Origin of the sequence: Pseudomonas paralactis, from assembly GCF_001439735.1 — a bacterium.
Taxonomy (GTDB): Bacteria; Pseudomonadota; Gammaproteobacteria; order Pseudomonadales; family Pseudomonadaceae; genus Aquipseudomonas; species Aquipseudomonas paralactis.
The window spans coordinates 164853-180512 of record NZ_JYLN01000003.1; the positions used below are offsets into that span (position 1 = coordinate 164853).

The 15660-nt window shown below is 60.2% G+C and carries 16 protein-coding genes; 7 read left to right on the forward strand and 9 right to left on the reverse strand.

Going from position 1 to position 15660, the window contains the following annotated elements:
* Positions 1–9 precede the first annotated feature (9 nt).
* Genes TX23_RS08940 through folE2 form a run of 3 tightly spaced genes read right to left on the reverse strand, consistent with a single transcriptional unit; the run spans position 10 to position 2431 of the window.
* The gene (locus TX23_RS08940; protein ID WP_057701881.1) at positions 10–876 is read right to left on the reverse strand and encodes a metal ABC transporter permease; all 867 of its coding nucleotides are present in this window, start codon (positions 874–876) and stop codon (positions 10–12) included.
* On the reverse strand, positions 876–1544 hold the full coding sequence (locus TX23_RS08945; protein ID WP_057701882.1) for a metal ABC transporter ATP-binding protein: 669 nt from the start codon (positions 1542–1544) through the stop codon (positions 876–878). Before TX23_RS08945 ends, TX23_RS08940 begins: the two co-directional genes overlap by 1 nt.
* Positions 1541–2431 carry a GTP cyclohydrolase FolE2 gene (gene folE2, locus TX23_RS08950; protein WP_057701883.1) on the reverse strand — a complete coding sequence of 297 codons (891 nt, stop codon included), beginning with the start codon at positions 2429–2431 and terminating at the stop codon, positions 1541–1543. Before folE2 ends, TX23_RS08945 begins: the two co-directional genes overlap by 4 nt.
* 128 nt (positions 2432–2559) lie before the next feature.
* On the opposite strand from folE2, the gene TX23_RS08955 reads away from it, so the two are divergent.
* The gene (locus TX23_RS08955; protein ID WP_057701884.1) at positions 2560–3771 is read left to right on the forward strand and encodes an N-acetylmuramoyl-L-alanine amidase; all 1212 of its coding nucleotides are present in this window, start codon (positions 2560–2562) and stop codon (positions 3769–3771) included.
* On the opposite strand, the gene TX23_RS08960 is transcribed toward TX23_RS08955, so the two are convergent.
* A complete protein-coding gene (locus tag TX23_RS08960; RefSeq protein ID WP_057701885.1) occupies positions 3768–4136 on the reverse strand; it encodes a hypothetical protein in 369 nt (122 codons plus the stop codon). The genes TX23_RS08955 and TX23_RS08960 overlap by 4 nt on opposite strands.
* Positions 4137–4263: 127 nt before the next feature.
* Between TX23_RS08960 and dksA the strand changes: the two genes are divergently transcribed.
* The 4 genes from dksA to TX23_RS08980 are packed head-to-tail and all read left to right on the forward strand — an operon-like array spanning position 4264 to position 7552.
* Positions 4264–4668 (forward strand): RNA polymerase-binding protein DksA, encoded by a 405-nt coding sequence (gene dksA / locus TX23_RS08965; protein WP_057701886.1) that lies wholly within the window; start codon positions 4264–4266, stop codon positions 4666–4668.
* A gap of 27 nt (positions 4669–4695) precedes the next feature.
* A complete protein-coding gene (gene zigA, locus TX23_RS08970; protein ID WP_057701887.1) occupies positions 4696–5901 on the forward strand; it encodes a zinc metallochaperone GTPase ZigA in 1206 nt (401 codons plus the stop codon).
* Positions 5901–6545: a DUF1826 domain-containing protein gene (locus tag TX23_RS08975; RefSeq protein WP_057701888.1), complete on the forward strand. Its 645-nt coding sequence runs from the start codon at positions 5901–5903 to the stop codon at positions 6543–6545. The genes zigA and TX23_RS08975 overlap by 1 nt, the downstream gene beginning before the upstream one ends.
* A gap of 44 nt (positions 6546–6589) precedes the next feature.
* Positions 6590–7552: a CobW family GTP-binding protein gene (locus TX23_RS08980; protein WP_057701889.1), complete on the forward strand. Its 963-nt coding sequence runs from the start codon at positions 6590–6592 to the stop codon at positions 7550–7552.
* Here TX23_RS08980 and TX23_RS08985 read toward each other — a convergent pair.
* Positions 7546–7941: a DUF3301 domain-containing protein gene (locus tag TX23_RS08985; RefSeq protein WP_057701890.1), complete on the reverse strand. Its 396-nt coding sequence runs from the start codon at positions 7939–7941 to the stop codon at positions 7546–7548. The genes TX23_RS08980 and TX23_RS08985 overlap by 7 nt on opposite strands.
* Positions 7942–8058: 117 nt before the next feature.
* Here TX23_RS08985 and pdxY point away from each other — a divergent pair, with 117 nt between their 5' ends.
* Positions 8059–8931, forward strand: coding sequence for a pyridoxal kinase PdxY (gene pdxY / locus TX23_RS08990; protein WP_057701891.1), 873 nt, complete (start codon positions 8059–8061; stop codon positions 8929–8931).
* 133 nt (positions 8932–9064) lie between these two features.
* On the opposite strand, the gene TX23_RS08995 is transcribed toward pdxY, so the two are convergent.
* On the reverse strand, positions 9065–9550 hold the full coding sequence (locus tag TX23_RS08995; protein WP_003195747.1) for an acyl-CoA thioesterase: 486 nt from the start codon (positions 9548–9550) through the stop codon (positions 9065–9067).
* A 292-nt stretch (positions 9551–9842) separates the two neighbouring features.
* On the opposite strand from TX23_RS08995, the gene TX23_RS09000 reads away from it, so the two are divergent.
* A complete protein-coding gene (locus TX23_RS09000; protein WP_057701892.1) occupies positions 9843–11600 on the forward strand; it encodes a cation:proton antiporter in 1758 nt (585 codons plus the stop codon).
* Positions 11601–11702: 102 nt separating this feature from the next.
* Here the strand turns inward: TX23_RS09000 and TX23_RS09005 are convergent, their stop codons facing one another.
* The 3 genes from TX23_RS09005 to uvrD all read right to left on the reverse strand — a co-directional run bounded on the left by TX23_RS09005 (position 11703) and on the right by uvrD (position 15583).
* Positions 11703–12110: an SMI1/KNR4 family protein gene (locus TX23_RS09005; protein ID WP_034129154.1), complete on the reverse strand. Its 408-nt coding sequence runs from the start codon at positions 12108–12110 to the stop codon at positions 11703–11705.
* Between the two features lie 135 nt (positions 12111–12245).
* Complete coding sequence (locus TX23_RS09010; protein ID WP_057701893.1) at positions 12246–13115, reverse strand: Tim44 domain-containing protein; 870 nt, start codon at positions 13113–13115, stop codon at positions 12246–12248.
* 284 nt (positions 13116–13399) lie between these two features.
* Positions 13400–15583: a DNA helicase II gene (gene uvrD / locus TX23_RS09015; protein WP_032878654.1), complete on the reverse strand. Its 2184-nt coding sequence runs from the start codon at positions 15581–15583 to the stop codon at positions 13400–13402.
* Positions 15584–15660 lie beyond the last annotated feature (77 nt).

Genomic DNA, 15660 nt, shown 5'->3' on the forward strand with positions numbered 1-15660 from the left:
GGAAACACCTCATGAGGATGTAGGCAAAGGCGGGCGGCGCAACAAACCATGCACCGGACCGAACACCACGGACAACGCATACCCAACGCCCGCCACGAGCACGATTGCCGGGCCGCTGGGCAGTGAGTAGTAGAACGAGAGCAGCAAACCCAGCCACACCGACAGGCATCCGAGCACTGCCGATATTGCGATCAACACCGGCAGGCGCCGGCTCCAGAAGCGTGAAGCGATGGCCGGCAGCATCATCAAGCCCACTACCATCAGGGCGCCGATGGCCTGAAAGCCGATCACCAGGTTCAGCACCACCAGCGTCAGGAACAGGCCATGGGCCAGTGGGCCGAGGCGGCTGACGGTTTGCAGGAACAGCGGGTCGAGGGTGTCGAGCAGCAGAGGTTTGTAGATCAGCGCCATGGCGATCAGGCTGAAGCCGGACACCCAGAGCATTCCGGTCAGTGTGGTTTCGTCCACCGCCAGGGCGGAGCCGAACAACAGGTGCAGCAGGTCCAGACGTTTACCGGCGATACCGAGGATCAGTACACCAGCGGCGAGCGAGATGGGGTAAATAGCGGCGAGGCTGGCGTCTTCACGTAGCCCTGTGCGGCGGGTGACCCACGCGGCCAGACCGGCCATGCTCAAACCCGCGCCAAGGCCGCCGAGGGTCAGCGCGGGCAGGCTCAACCCGGCGAACCAAAAGCCCAGTGCAGCGCCGGGCAGAATGCCGTGAGCCACGGCGTCACCGATCAGGCTCATGCGTCGCAGGATCAGGAACACGCCAAGGGGGGCGGTGCTGCAAGCAAGCACTAACCCGCCGATCAGCGCGCGGCGCATAAACACGAAATCCTGGAAGGGCAGCCACAGGTGAGCGGTGAGGTGCATCAGGCCACCTGCATCTGTGGTTGCGGGCGGATCAACTCTTTGCTGGGGCCGAATACGCAGCCGGTATTTTTGATCTGCAGCACGTGCTGGGTGTGGTGACGCACGGACGCCAGGTCATGACAGACCACCACCAGCGTGCGGCCTTGGCTGTGCCAGGCGTGGATGTGTTTCCAGCACAGTGCCTGGCCGTCTTCGTCGAGGGCTGCGTGGGGTTCGTCGAGCAATAGGATGGGTGAGTCGGCCAGGCTCATACGGGCGAGCAGCGCGCGTTGCAGTTCGCCACCGGATAGCGCCATCAGCGGGCGCTGTTCCAAACCGCTGAGGCACCAGTCTTCCATTACCGCACGCAGGCGCTCGTTGCGTTGGTGTGCGTTCAATTGGGTGCCCCAGAAGCCGGCAGCGACCAACTCCTGCAAACTGATCGGAAACTGACGATCCAGGTGCTGTTGCTGGGGCAGGAACGACAAGCCGCCGCGACGTGGAACATCGACACAGACCTTGCCCGTCAGCGGCTTTTGCAGCCCGGCGATCACTTTGAGCAGGCTGCTCTTGCCGGTGCCATTGGCGCCGATGATGCCCGTGAGACTACCTTTTTCCAGTGTCACGTTCAGAGCCGGCGTCAGTGGTTGCCCGGGGGCTCCCCAGCGCAAAGCGTTACAGGTAATCATGCAAAGTCTCTCGTCCAGCGGCTTTCAGCCACCGCATCGTGCGCGTGCAGGCTTTCGGCGTGGACCACTTTGAGGTGGAAGGCTTTGACGGCATCCGAGCGCTTCAAGGCGAGGTTCAAGCGGCGAGCGGCGTCTTCGCAGAACATCAGGTTCTGCCCGTTAGCCAGGGCGAACGCTTGTTCATCCGCACGTTTCACAGCGGTTTGCACGGCGGTGCCGAGAGCGGCTTCGGCAGCGTTGATCAAGTCGACGATCGCCAGGTCGTCACCTTGCAGTTGGACGTTTAACTGCGCGCTGCTGCGCTGGCTGTGGGGCGTGGCGACAATGCCGTTGGCACTGCCGAGCCAGGTCAATACGGCTTCATGCTGCAAAGGTGTGTGGGCAAAATCCTGGAGAAACTGCTGCTGAATCAGTTGCCTGGCGAGGGCGGCGGAGCAAGGGCAGGTTGAGGAATAAGTAACGTCAATTTTTAGTTCCACGTGGAACATCTGATTTTCAAGACGCGCTTCGATGCTGACCGGATAGCTTTTCCAACCCTCCAAAGGGCTGACCAGTGCGGGGCGTTTCAGCAACAAATTTGTGTGAATACGCAGGTAGGCGTCCTTAGATAAATCTTCATGTGTGTCGAGAAAACGCTGCAGTACATTACGCAAGAGTGCCGGCGTTAGCGGTTGCTGCTCGAGCATTTCCAAGGCCAGATAAAGGCGTGACATATGAATGCCACGGGCCGTGCCGTCGTCCAGGCTTACGCCCGCATCGGCGATGGCGGCCAGGCGTTGGCCTTCGAGCAACACAGGCAGGGCAATGCCGCACATGCCCACCCAGTCGAGCGGCAAGGCTTGGCGTGAAGCCTGCGCGGCGATATCCGGCAGAGTCAGCGCATTCATGAGCAGGTCCATCGTTGGAAATGATTCGTCATGTTATAGTATAACAATAACCGCTACGATGAAATTTCTGTCCCCGCCTTTGTTCAGTCACGTCGAGTAGGGATGCTCCTTTATCTGCGGTATATGTCATGCACAGACGTCAGCTCCTTAACCTGCTGCTGGTCAGCCCCTTGTTCACTTTGCCTTTGGGGGCCTACGCCACGCAGATCCGCAATGCGCGCCTGTGGCGTTCGGACGACAAGCTGCGGCTGGTGTTCGACCTCAGCGGCCCGGTGCAATACAAGACGTTCTCCCTGACGTCGCCGGACCGCCTGATCATCGACTTGAGTGGCGCCGGACTCAGCGGCGATTTTTCCCAACTGGCACTGAAGAGCAGTGGGATTACCTCGATACGCTCCGGGCATTTCGGCAAGAGCGATACGCGTATCGTGCTGGATCTGGTCGCGCCAATGCAGCTCAACAGTTTTGTGTTGCCGCCCCAGGATGGCCAAGGTCATCGCCTGGTGCTGGACCTGACCAACGCCACGCGCGCGCCCCGTCAAATCGCAGCCGAACCGGCGCCCCTGGTGGTACCGGTGGACAAGGCGCACCCCAAACGCGACATCATTGTGGTGGTTGACCCCGGCCATGGCGGCAAAGATCCGGGCGCCGTTGGCTCCAAGGGCCAGCGCGAAAAGGATGTGGTGCTGTCGATCGCCCAGTTGCTGGCTAAACGTTTGAAACGGGAGAAGGGTTTTGCCGTAAAGCTGGTGCGCAATGACGACTTCTTCGTACCGCTGCGCAAGCGCGTGGAGATCGCCCGTAAGCACAAGGCTGATATGTTCATCTCGGTACACGCCGACGCCGCGCCACGGCTTACTGCATCGGGCGCTTCGGTGTATGCGTTGTCTGAAGGCGGGGCAACTTCTGCCACGGCGCGGTTCATGGCTCAGCGCGAGAACGGCGCAGACCTGCTGGGCGCCACGACGTTACTCAATCTGAAGGACAAGGACCCGATGCTGGCCGGGGTGATTCTCGACATGTCCATGAACGCTACCATCGCCTCCAGCCTGCAACTGGGCAGCGCGGTATTGGGCAGCCTGCAAAGCATCACCAGCCTGCATCAGAAGCGCGTGGAACAGGCAGGTTTCGCGGTGCTCAAGTCACCGGACGTGCCCTCGATCCTGGTTGAAACCGGGTTTATCTCCAATGCACGGGACGCCCAGCGGCTGGGCACGGCGCGTCATCAGCAGGCGGTGGCGGATGGGCTTTTTGAGGGGTTGAAGCAGTACTTCCAAAAGAACCCGCCCATCAACAGCTACATGGCTTGGGCGCAGGAACAGCAGAAAACCCAGGCCTAACAGCCGGTCATTCGGTTGCAAGTGAACTTGGCGCTGGTGCCGCCTGAACTGGAAAAGCGGTTGATGGTGGTCCAGCCCACGCGACGCGTGTAGCCAACCCATGCCTCGCCATCGGACGCCAACCCGGTAAAGAACGTCAGCTGCCCGTAGCGGCTATTGGTTTGCGCCCAATAGCGTTTACCGATCACTTCGAAACCGCGCATGTAAGTGATGTTGCCCGCAGTCGCCACGCTATAGGCATTCCCCAGCGGGTCCACGCAAGCCAACAAGGTGGCGCTGCGGGTGCAGTTGGCCAACAGGCTTGGGGCTTGTGCGCAGGCAGAGCCTGCAGCTGCCAATAGCAAGGCGCATAACACGTATCTCATCGTGTTTCTCGGGGGTTCAGAGGTGATCAAGCATTGCGCCCTTCGTCGCGACGAGCAAGAGGGATTGGCTTATTTGTATTGTTATACTATAACATAAAAACACAGCCCCACCCGTGAACCGTTTCCCATGACCGAACAAGATCTCCTGGCTCAACCGCCTGCTGATTACATGAGTGAAGCCCAGCAGCGATTCTTCCGCGAGCTGCTGCTGGCTCAACGCGATGAACTGCAAGCCCGCATCGACACGCAGTTCCAGCTGCTGCGCGAACAGGAAACCAACAGCGACCTGGCGGATATCGGCAGCGCTGAAGAGCAGCGCCAATGGCAGCTGCGCCTGCTGGAGCGGGAAAAAAAGCTATTGGACAAGATCGACGACGCCATGGAGCTGCTGGCCCGCGGTGAATACGGCTGGTGCCGTGAAACCGGCGAGCCCATCGGCCTGCAACGCCTGCTGCTGCGTCCTACCGCAACCCTGTGTATCGAAGCCAAAGAACGTGAAGAGCTGCGCGAACGCCATAAACGGGCAGTTTGACCGGCCAACCCTGATGAGGAATACCTGATGCCCAATCGTCTCCCCGTGACCGTGTTGTCCGGCTTTCTCGGCGCCGGTAAAAGCACGCTGCTCAACTATGTTCTGCGCAACCGCGACAGCCTGCGGGTAGCGGTGATCGTCAACGACATGAGTGAAATCAACATCGACGGCAGCGAGGTGCAGCGCGACGTCACGCTCAATCGTGCCGAAGAAAAACTGGTGGAAATGAGCAACGGCTGCATCTGCTGCACCTTGCGTGAAGACTTGCTGGAAGAAGTCGCCAAGCTCGCCAAAGAGGGGCGCTTCGATTACCTGCTGATCGAATCCACCGGTATCTCCGAGCCGCTGCCAGTGGCCGAGACCTTCACTTTTCGCGATGAAAACGAGCAAAGCCTGGCAGACATTGCTCGCCTGGACACCATGGTCACGGTGGTCGATGGTATGAACTTTCTGCTCGACTACCAGGCCGCCGAAAGCCTGGCGTCCCGCGGCGAAACCCTGGGTGAAGAGGACGAGCGCTCCATCACTGACCTGTTGATCGAACAGATCGAATTCGCCGACGTCATCCTCATCAGCAAAATCGACCTGATCAGCAGTCGCGAGCGTGAAGAATTGATGGCCATCCTTGAGCGCCTCAATGCCCAGGCCGAAATCATCCCGATGGTCATGGGCGAGGTGGCGCTGCACAAAATCCTCAACACCGGGCGCTTCGACTTTGAACGGGCCGCCCAGGCGCCAGGTTGGCTGCAGGAGTTGCGCGGTGAGCATGTGCCGGAAACTGAAGAATATGGCATCGCCTCCACCGCTTACCGAGCGCGCCGGCCTTTTCATCCACAGCGTTTTTTCGACTTTATCGATCGCCCCTGGGTGAACGGCAAGCTGTTGCGCTCCAAGGGCTTCTTCTGGTTAGCCAGCAAACATCAGGACGCCGGCAGTTGGTCCCAGGCCGGGGGCCTGATGCGCCATGGCTTTGCCGGCCGCTGGTGGCGCTTTGTGCCAAAAAGCCAGTGGCCTCAAGACGAGGAAAGCGTGGCGGCGATCATGGGCAACTGGCAATTGAGCACCGGGGACTGCCGCCAGGAGCTGGTGTTTATCGGGCAAAACATCGACTTCAACCTGATGCGTGCCGAACTGGATGCCTGTTTGCTCAATGATGAAGAGATGGCCCTGGGTGTGGAAGGTTGGCGCCAGCTGCCTGATCCTTTCGGCCCTTGGTATGAGCAGGTCGCCTGATGCTGGCCCCGGTTATCCCCTTGCGCCCCGTGATCCGCCAGACCAGTGGGCAAACCCCGCTGGCGCTGTCCGATATCCTCGAAGATGGCATTAACCTGGCGATATGGCAGCGCCAACTGCCCCTGCATATCGCCGAGTTCGGCGCCTTGCTGGTGGCGCTCAATGAGCCGCTCGCCGAATCCCTGGTGATTGAACTCGACGGCGAAGATGCCGTGCCGAACTTGCAGGGGCTGGCATCCAGTTGTCGCGATCTTGAGGGCTACGAGGGTTTTATCGCCGATGTGTCATGGCTGGTCAGTGCATTTGCCTGCCTGCTCGGCGCCAGGCGTATTGGCGTACGTTTGCGGCTGTTGGACAAGGCCATGTGCCCGCGATTTCATGTGGATCATGTGCCGGTTCGGCTGATCACCACCTATGCCGGTATCGGCAGCCAATGGTTGCGCGAAGGTGTGATGGACCGCCGCAAACTGAGCCAGGCGGACGCCGAGCCTAGCGAGCGTATCGAGCAGATCCACTGCGGTGAGGTGGCGCTGCTCAAGGGCACCAAATGGCATGGCAACGAGGGGCATGGCCTGATCCATCGTTCGCCGGCGCTCAAGCCCGATGAGCGTCGGTTGATCCTGACGCTGGATTGGCTGGCATAACCGCGTAGGATCAGACGCACTACACGGCCAGAATGATGCTACCAATGCTGCAGAACATTCCCACCCATGTGATTGCCGGGCCATTGGGTGCCGGCAAGACCAGCCTGATCAGGCACCTGCTCGCTCAGCGCCCGGCCAACGAGCGCTGGGCCGTGCTGATCAACGAATTCGGCCAGATTGGCCTGGACGCTGCCTTGTTGACTCAAGACGCTGACGGCGTCGCTTTGGGCGAGGTGGCGGGTGGCTGCCTGTGCTGTGTGAATGGTGCGCCGTTTCAGGTAGGCCTGGGCCGTTTGCTGCGTAAGGCCAAACCGGATCGGCTGTTTATCGAACCTTCAGGGTTGGGTCATCCCGCGCAGTTGCTCAAACAACTGCGGCAAGCGCCATGGCAAGACGTACTGGCCGTGCAGCCCTGCGTGCTGGTATTGGATGCCCAGGCGCTGGCAGCGGGCAAGCCCTTGCCGCAGGCACAGCAGGCGGCGTTAGCCAGTGCTGGCCTTCTGGTGTTGAACAAGGAAGAAGACCTGGATGCCGAGCAACGTCAGGCGATTGAACGGCAGTTACCCGATTCCACGCTTTACTGGACACGCCAGGCACAGCTACCCATCGACCAGTTGCCGGGCTTGAATGCGCAGGCCCAAGCGGCTGTGGATAACTTCGAGGTGCCTGAAGGCCTCGCGCAAATGCCTGCGATCTGGAGCGATCCTGCGGTGCCCATCTGTTTGAGTCAGGGCCAGGAGGGGGGCTGGAGTATCGGCTGGCGCTGGCACTCCAGCCAGCATTTTGATCTCAACCGCCTGCATCACTGGCTGTCAGGCCTCGACTGGTGCCGTGCCAAACTGGTTATCCACAGCGGTGACAACTGGGTTTCGGCCAACGCTGTGGATAACAGCGCTCTAACCTGGCAACCCAGCGAATGGCGACGGGATTCACGTATCGAATTGATCTTCAGCGAACCACAGGACGTGGCCACATTACAGACTGCGCTGGCCGCCTGCCGCTACTGACGGTTCTTGGTGGCGCGATCCTGGCGCCATTGGCTCAACTCGATCACTTCGGCGCTGGGCAGTGGCTCCTTGGCTTCGAACGGGTAGGGCGCCAGTTCGATCAGTGCACTGTGGGCGCCGAATTGGGTGATCGTCCCGGCATGGCGGGCTTCCCCGGTCACGGTGAACTCGAAATTGTAGATGCGTGCCAGGCGCCGCTGGCCATTGGCATCCTTCACGAAACCGATGCGTTTCAACGCAACCGCACCATCGAGCAACTCGATATCAAGCTTGGCGCAATGCTGCTTGACCCGCTCCAGCGCCCGCTCACGCAGGCCGTGGTTGTGCCAAACCCAGGCGGCGCCAGTCGCCAGCAGCATCAACACGAACATGTTTCCCAGGGTCAGCATTCCATGAACTCCAACAAAGTGAGAGCAGCTTAACTGCGTCGCCGGTCTGTCGTACAGGCTGCGTTTAGTCGCATACTGCGCGGCCAGAATTTCAACGGCTTTACGGAAATCTCCCGCATGAAACGCACACCTCATCTGCTTGCGATCCAGTCTCATGTGGTCTTTGGCCACGCCGGAAACAGCGCCGCCGTGTTCCCCATGCAGCGTGTGGGAGTGAACGTGTGGCCGCTCAACACGGTGCAGTTCTCCAACCACACTCAGTATGGACAGTGGACGGGCGAAGTGTTGGCGCCGCAGCAAATTCCGGCGCTGGTAGAGGGTATCGCCGCGATTGGTGAGTTGGGCAACTGTGATGCAGTGCTGTCCGGATACCTGGGCAGTGCAGACCAGGGCCGCGCCATCCTCAGCGGTGTGGCGCGTATCAAAGCGATCAACCCCAAGGCGCTGTACCTGTGCGACCCGGTGATGGGCCACCCGGAAAAGGGCTGCATCGTGCCGCAGGAGGTCAGCGATTTCCTGCTTGATGAAGCTGCTGCCATGGCGGATTTCCTGTGCCCCAACCAACTGGAGCTGGACAGTTTTGCCGGGCGCAAGCCGCAATCGCTGTTCGATTGCCTGGCCATGGCCAAGGCGTTGTTGGCGCGCGGGCCCAAAGCAGTGCTGGTCAAGCACCTGGATTACCCAGGCAAACTGCCTGAAGGGTTTGAAATGCTGTTGGTGACGGCCGATGGCAGTTGGCACTTGCGTCGGCCGCTGCTGGCGTTCCCGCGTCAGCCGGTGGGCGTGGGCGACCTGACGTCGGGTCTGTTCCTGGCGCGGGTGCTGTTGGGCGATAGCCTGGTGGCAGCCTTTGAGTTCACCGCCGCGGCTGTGCATGAAGTGCTGCTGGAGACCCAGGCCTGCGCCAGTTATGAACTGGAACTGGTGCGTGCCCAGGATCGCATCGCTCATCCTCGTGTGCGCTTCGAAGCCACACCGATCAGCCTGTAATGACACAGATCCCAATGTGGGAGCGGGCTTGCCCGCGATGACGGAGTCTCAGTCAAAGAGATGTCGACTGAACCACTGCTATCGCGGGCAAGCCCGCTCCCACACTTTTTTGAGTTGATTCACCGCTTGGAGTTTACGGCGCGTCGGCTTTGATTTCCCGGTAGCGTTTTTCCAATTCCTGGCGAATCTGCCGACGCTGCTGGGCCTGCACAAAGCGGCGCTTATCCTCGCTGTTCTGCGGCTGCAACGGCGGCACGGCGGCGGGTTTGCGCTGGTCGTCCACGGCCACCATGGTGAAGAAACAGCTGTTGGTATGGCGCACCGAGCGTTCACGGATATTCTCGGTCACCACCTTGATGCCCACTTCCATCGACGTGTTGCCGGTGTAGTTAACCGACGCCAGGAAAGTCACCAGCTCACCGACATGGATCGGTTCGCGAAAAATCACCTGGTCCACCGACAGCGTGACCACATAACGACCGGCATAACGGCTGGCGCAGGCGTAGGCCACTTCGTCGAGGTACTTGAGCAGCGTGCCGCCGTGGACATTGCCTGAGAAATTGGCCATGTCAGGGGTCATCAGTACCGTCATCGACAGCTGGGCGTTTCCGGGTTCCATAGCACACTCACGGGTTGTAGGCATTGGTTGGGGGGAGGGCACCTCTGCGGGTGCTGGTGTCTTTGCAGCGCCATCCCTAACGGGACGCCGGTGGGCAGCTTGCCGTCACGCGTGCATCGATCTGTTTCCATATATTGCACCGGCTTTTCAGCAGAAGTCGCGGTGTTAACCTTCAAAAGCCCATCTCAGGGCTTTTCTTACGATCAAGGCAGACTTTTCCTTCCGCTCTTTGCGACCGTACAAAGGCGGCCGGAAGTAGGAAAAGCGCCGGTACCTCAAGGAGCCCCTCGCCATGCACGCCATCAGCTTTATCCAGGACTTGGCCGTGATCATGCTGGTGGCAGGGGTCGTGACCATCCTGTTTCACCGCCTCAAGCAGCCGGTGGTGCTGGGCTACATCGTCGCTGGCTTCATTATCGGCCCTCATACCCCGCCGTTTGGCCTGATCCACGATGAAGACACGATCAAGACCCTGGCTGAGCTTGGGGTAATTTTCCTGATGTTCTGCCTGGGCCTGGAGTTCAGCCTGCGCAAGCTGTTCAAGGTGGGGGCCACGGCGTTTATCGCCGCCTTCCTGGAAATCGTCCTGATGATCTGGATCGGCTATGAGATTGGCCGCTGGTTCGACTGGAGCACCATGGACTCGCTGTTCCTCGGCGCGATCCTGGCGATCTCCTCGACCACCATCATCGTCAAGGCCCTCAATGACCTGAAGATGAAAGACCAGCGTTTCGCCCAGCTGATTTTCGGGGTGTTGATCGTCGAGGACATCCTGGGCATCGGCATCATTGCCCTGCTGTCGAGCATCGCCGTCAGTGGCACCGTCAGCTCCGGCGAAGTGTTCTCCACTGTGGGCAAACTCTCGCTGTTCATGATCGTCGCGCTGGTAATCGGCATATTGCTGGTGCCGCGCCTGCTGGCTTACGTGGCCAGGTTCGAAAGCAACGAGATGCTGCTGATCACCGTGTTGGGCTTGTGTTTCGGCTTCTGCCTGCTGGTGGTGAAACTGGAATACAGCATGGTGCTCGGCGCCTTCCTGATTGGCGCGATCATGGCTGAATCTCGTCAGTTGATTAAGATCGAGCGCCTGATCGAGCCCGTTCGCGATATGTTCAGCGCAATCTTTTTTGTCGCCATTGGCTTGATGATCGACCCGCAGATCTTGCTGCAATACGCCTGGCCGATCGCAGTGATCACCGTGGCCGTGGTGTTGGGCAAAATGCTTTCCTGTGGTTTGGGCGCGTTTATTGCCGGCAATGACGGTCGCACCTCGCTGCGAGTGGGGATGGGACTGTCACAGATTGGCGAATTTTCTTTCATCATTGCAGCACTGGGCATGACCCTGCAGGTGACCAGCGACTTCCTGTACCCGGTAGCCGTGGCTGTTTCGGCAATTACGACCTTACTCACGCCCTATCTGATTCGCGGCGCGGACCCACTGTCGTTGAAAATCGCGGCGGTAATGCCCAAGCGCATGAGCCGGGTATTCGGGATGTATGGCGAATGGCTGCGCAGCATTCAGCCTCAGGGCGAGGGTGCGATGCTGGCGTCGATGATCCGCAAGATCATCCTGCAAGTCGGGGTGAATCTGGCACTGGTGATCGCGATCTTCTTTGCCGGCAGTTTTTTCGCGGCGCGCATCGGCGGGTATCTGGAAGGCTGGATCAGTGATCAGAGCTGGCAGAAGGCGTTGATCTGGGGCGGTGCGCTGCTGTTGTCGCTACCGTTTCTGATTGCGGCGTATCGCAAGCTCAAGGCGCTGTCGATGTTGTTGGCAGAGATGAGTGTGAAGCCGGAGATGGCCGGGCGGCATACCCAGCGTGTGCGGCGGGTGATTGCGGAGCTGATTCCGCTGCTCTCGCTGCTGGTGATCTTCCTGCTATTGGCAGCCTTGTCGGCGAGCATTCTGCCGACCAACAAGTTGCTGGTGCTGATTGCCGTGGTCACGGCGGCGGTGGCTGCGGTGCTTTGGCGCTGGTTTATTCGTGTGCATACACGGATGCAGGTTGCCTTGCTGGAAACGTTGGATAACCACAAGGATACGCAGTAGGAGCGAGCTTGCTCGCGAAGATCGTTAACGATAACGCGGGAAACCTGACACCCAGCGGCGCCCTCAGGTTTCTCGCGAGCAAGCTCGGCTCCTACAAGAGGCTCAGCTTTCCAGCCAGACGTCCCGCGCCCAGTGCCATACCGATTCCCAGGTTTCTTCGGTAACGAGCTCTTCTTCACCGGACCACAGCACCACGGTGCCGTCCTCTTCGACGCAGTAGTAGTCATCGCCGTCCTGGCAGATCGGGATCAGGCTGCGATCAACACCGGCATCCCAGGCATTGGCGGCAACGTCCGGCAGGTAGGTGTGGGATTGCGGATCGGTGACGGTCACCGGCTCCAGGCTGCCGTACACCACGTCGCTGACGGTCAGCAGGAATTCGCGGAAGACAAAGGGGATGTCGATGAACAATTGTTCCTCAATCTCCACCAGCAGGTCTTCGTCAGGCAGCTCCAAAGGAACCGGGACCGGTTCGTTGGCTTCACGCAATTGTTCGATGATTTCTTCCACGGCCGGGATCCTCTTGCTAGATGGCGCGGTTTATAGGGGCGTTTTATACAGTAGCTCGCTATAAGTGCAACCGTGAAATAGAAAACCCCGGACATGTCCGGGGTTTTTGTTACCGCTTGCTCAAACGCGTGAGTATCAGCTGTTCTGGCGGATACCGGCGACCAGCCATGGCTGGTTCTCGCCTTGGGCACGTTCCATGTTCCAGCTTTCGCTGAACACCTCGCCCTGGTCGAAACGCGACGACTTCGACACGCCGCTGAAGGTCAGGGTGGCAATGGTCTTGTCGGCACGATCATCCACGCCTTCAAGCTGTACGCGCAGGTCGTCGATGTAGGTCGACTGGAACGCATCGCCGATCTCGGCGCGTTCGCGCTTGAGGAACTCCAGCAGTTGCGGGGTCACAAACTCGGCAATCTTGTCCATTTCGTTGGCGTCCCAGTGCTGTTGCAGGGACTGGAAGTGGCTGCGGGCCGCTTCGACGAAACGTTCTTCATTGAACCAGGCCGGAGCGTTGATCACCGGACGGGCGGCGGCAGGTGCTGCCGAGCCACCGAAGATCGAACCCATGGCTGGCTTCTGCTCGAACACTTCACGCTGCATCGGCGCGCCGGCTGGAGCCAGGTGCTCCTGCTGCTTGCGGCGACGGGCGGCGATAAAGCGGAAGATCACGAACGCGATGACGGCCAGGATCAGGATGTCGAAGATCTGCATGCCCTGGAAGCCGCCGCCCATGAACATGGACGCGAGCAGGCCACCGGCGGCGATGCCGGCCAGAGGGCCCAACCAGCGCGAAGCACCGCCGGCCTTGGCAGCAGCGCCAGCCGCACCGGCAGCACCCGCAGTGGCGGCAGCACCGCCGGCACCGGTGGATGGAGCCATTTGACTGGTTTGGTGAGTCGGCGCTGCGCCAGAGCTTTTGCCGCCACCGAAGCGTTTGGCGTTGGCGTCCAGGCTCATCGTCAAGCCGATGCACAACGCCATGGCGATGCTAAGAAAACGTTTCATAAAGGGAATTCCCATTTGTGGATTGCACGCGCGCCATGTTGCACAGGTGTCGGAGCAGTGGCTAGCGGCATAATGTTTCGGGCTTTTGCGTAAGACCAAATCCGAAGGGTCTGTAGGACTAATTACAGATATTGGCCCGCACTCGTGAAATACAAGGGCGCAGTCGTATCTTCCTGTAGGAGCGAGCTTGCTCGCGAAAATCGTCAACGATTATGCGGGCATTCTGGATGAACGCATTGTCTGGGCGTTCTTCGCGAGCAAGCTCGCTCCTACGGGAATGGAGTTCAGACCGCTTCGAGCTTGGCGTAACCCATCATCAGCCACTTGCTGCCCTCGGCGAAGTTCACCTGCACCCGAGCCTGGGCACCGGCGCCTTCAAAGTTGAGGATCACGCCTTCGCCGAAGATCGCATGTTTGACCTGCTGGCCAAGGCTGAACGGGGTTTCAGGAATCTCGGAACCGGCAAACATCGTGCTGGAGTTCTGCTGCTGGCCGCCGCCGAACGGGCGACTGACACTGTTGGACAGGCGCACTTCCTGAATCAACCCCTTCGGCACTTCACGTACGAAACGCGACACCTTGTTGTAGGTCTCGCTGCCGTACAGGCGTCGGGTCTCGGCGTAGGTCATCACCAGGTTCTGCATCGCCCGGGTAATGCCCACGTAGGCCAGGCGGCGTTCTTCCTCAAGACGGCCGGGTTCTTCCAGGCTCATCTTGTGGGGGAACAGGCCTTCTTCCATGCCCACCAGGAACACGTAAGGGAATTCCAGGCCCTTGGCGCTGTGCAGGGTCATCAGCTGGATGCTGTCTTCATGCTCGTCGGCCTGGGTATCGCCGGCTTCCAGTGACGCATGACCCAGGAAGGCGGCAAGCGGCGTCAGCTCTTCGTCTTCCTCGGTGTTTTCAAAGGCGCGGGCGGCGCTGACCAGTTCTTCAAGGTTTTCCACCCGGGCCTGGCCCTTCTCGCCCTTTTCCGCCTCGTGGTAGGCAATCAGCCCGGATTGTTCGATCACGGTCTGGGTCATCAGGTGCAGCGGCATTTCTGCGCACTTGGCGGCCAGGTTCTCGATCAGCTCGACAAACACCCCCAACGCCCCGGCAGCCCGGCCGGTCAGGCCTTTGTTGGCGATCAGCAAGCGCATGGCTTCCCACATCGACACATCGGCATGGCGCGCATGGTCGCGGATCGCTTCAACGGTTTTCTCGCCAATGCCACGCGCCGGGATATTGATCACCCGCTCCAGCGCCGCATCGTTACCGCGGCCTTCAAGCAAGCGCAGGTAGGCCATGGCGTTCTTGATTTCGGCACGTTCGAAGAAGCGCTGGCCGCCGTAGATGCGGTATGGGATGCGCTCGCGCAGCAAGGCTTCTTCCAGCACCCGCGATTGGGCGTTGGAACGGTACAGAATCGCGATATCGCTGCGGGCCAGGCCGGTTTTCAGCGCGCTTTCGATGGTTTCCACCACGTAGCGGGCTTCATCGTGTTCGTTGAACGCGGCATACAGGTTGATCGCCTCGCCTTCGCCGCCATCGGTCCACAGCTCTTTGCCCAGGCGCCCGGTGTTGTTGGCGATCAAGGCGTTGGCGGCCTTGAGGATCCCGGCGGTGGAGCGGTAGTTCTGCTCCAGGCGGATGGTCACCGCGTCCGGGAAGTCTTCGGAATACTGGTAGATGTTCTCGATTTTCGCGCCGCGCCAGCCGTAGATCGACTGGTCGTCATCGCCCACCACCATCAGGCTGTCGCCGCCTTTGGCCAGCAGGCGCAGCCAGGCGTACTGCACGGCGTTGGTGTCCTGGAACTCGTCCACCAGAATGTGACGGAAGCGCTTCTGATAATGGGCCAGCAAGCCGGGATTGTCGCGCCACAGGTCAAGGGCGCGCAGCAAGAGTTCGGAGAAGTCGATCACGCCGGCGCGTACGCAGGCTGCCTCGTAAGCTTCATAAATGCTGCGCATGGTGGCCAGGAACAGGTCGCCGCTGGCCTGGATATGTTGCGGGCGCAGGCCCTCGTCTTTCTGGCCGTTGATAAACCACTGGGCCTGACGCGCCGGCCAGCGTTGTTCGTCCAGGCCCAGTTCGCGGATCACGCGCTTGACCAGGCGTTGCTGGTCGTCGCTGTCGAGAATCTGGAAGGTCTGGCTCAGCCCCGCTTCCTGCCAGTGCGCCCGCAACAGGCGGTGCGCCAGGCCGTGGAAGGTGCCGACCCACATGCCGGCCGGGCTGATGCCCATCAACTGCTCAATGCGATGACGCATCTCGGCAGCGGCCTTGTTGGTGAAGGTCACCGACAGGATGGAATGCGGGGACGCGTTTTCGACCTGGATCAACCAGGCGATACGGTGCACCAGCACTCGGGTTTTACCGGAGCCAGCACCGGCCAGGACCAACTGACGGCCAACGGGGGCCGCTACGGCCTGGCGTTGGGCATCGTTGAGAGAGTTCAGCAAAAGAGAGAGATCATCGCGCATCGACGCATTCTATGGGCCTAAAGGGGCTCGGGCAAATCCCAATGCCGGGTGGTCGACGCAAAACACTCGGCGTACCA

Coding starts and splice junctions, on each gene's coding strand:
- TX23_RS08940 (WP_057701881.1), bottom strand. CDS start 876: ATGCACCTCACCGCTCACCTGTGGCTGCCCTTCCAGGATTTCGTGTTT.
- TX23_RS08945 (WP_057701882.1), bottom strand. CDS start 1,544: ATGATTACCTGTAACGCTTTGCGCTGGGGAGCCCCCGGGCAACCACTG.
- folE2 (WP_057701883.1), bottom strand. CDS start 2,431: ATGAATGCGCTGACTCTGCCGGATATCGCCGCGCAGGCTTCACGCCAA.
- TX23_RS08955 (WP_057701884.1), top strand. CDS start 2,560: ATGCACAGACGTCAGCTCCTTAACCTGCTGCTGGTCAGCCCCTTGTTC.
- TX23_RS08960 (WP_057701885.1), bottom strand. CDS start 4,136: ATGAGATACGTGTTATGCGCCTTGCTATTGGCAGCTGCAGGCTCTGCC.
- dksA (WP_057701886.1), top strand. CDS start 4,264: ATGACCGAACAAGATCTCCTGGCTCAACCGCCTGCTGATTACATGAGT.
- zigA (WP_057701887.1), top strand. CDS start 4,696: ATGCCCAATCGTCTCCCCGTGACCGTGTTGTCCGGCTTTCTCGGCGCC.
- TX23_RS08975 (WP_057701888.1), top strand. CDS start 5,901: ATGCTGGCCCCGGTTATCCCCTTGCGCCCCGTGATCCGCCAGACCAGT.
- TX23_RS08980 (WP_057701889.1), top strand. CDS start 6,590: ATGCTGCAGAACATTCCCACCCATGTGATTGCCGGGCCATTGGGTGCC.
- TX23_RS08985 (WP_057701890.1), bottom strand. CDS start 7,941: ATGCTGACCCTGGGAAACATGTTCGTGTTGATGCTGCTGGCGACTGGC.
- pdxY (WP_057701891.1), top strand. CDS start 8,059: ATGAAACGCACACCTCATCTGCTTGCGATCCAGTCTCATGTGGTCTTT.
- TX23_RS08995 (WP_003195747.1), bottom strand. CDS start 9,550: ATGGAACCCGGAAACGCCCAGCTGTCGATGACGGTACTGATGACCCCT.
- TX23_RS09000 (WP_057701892.1), top strand. CDS start 9,843: ATGCACGCCATCAGCTTTATCCAGGACTTGGCCGTGATCATGCTGGTG.
- TX23_RS09010 (WP_057701893.1), bottom strand. CDS start 13,115: ATGAAACGTTTTCTTAGCATCGCCATGGCGTTGTGCATCGGCTTGACG.
- uvrD (WP_032878654.1), bottom strand. CDS start 15,583: ATGCGCGATGATCTCTCTCTTTTGCTGAACTCTCTCAACGATGCCCAA.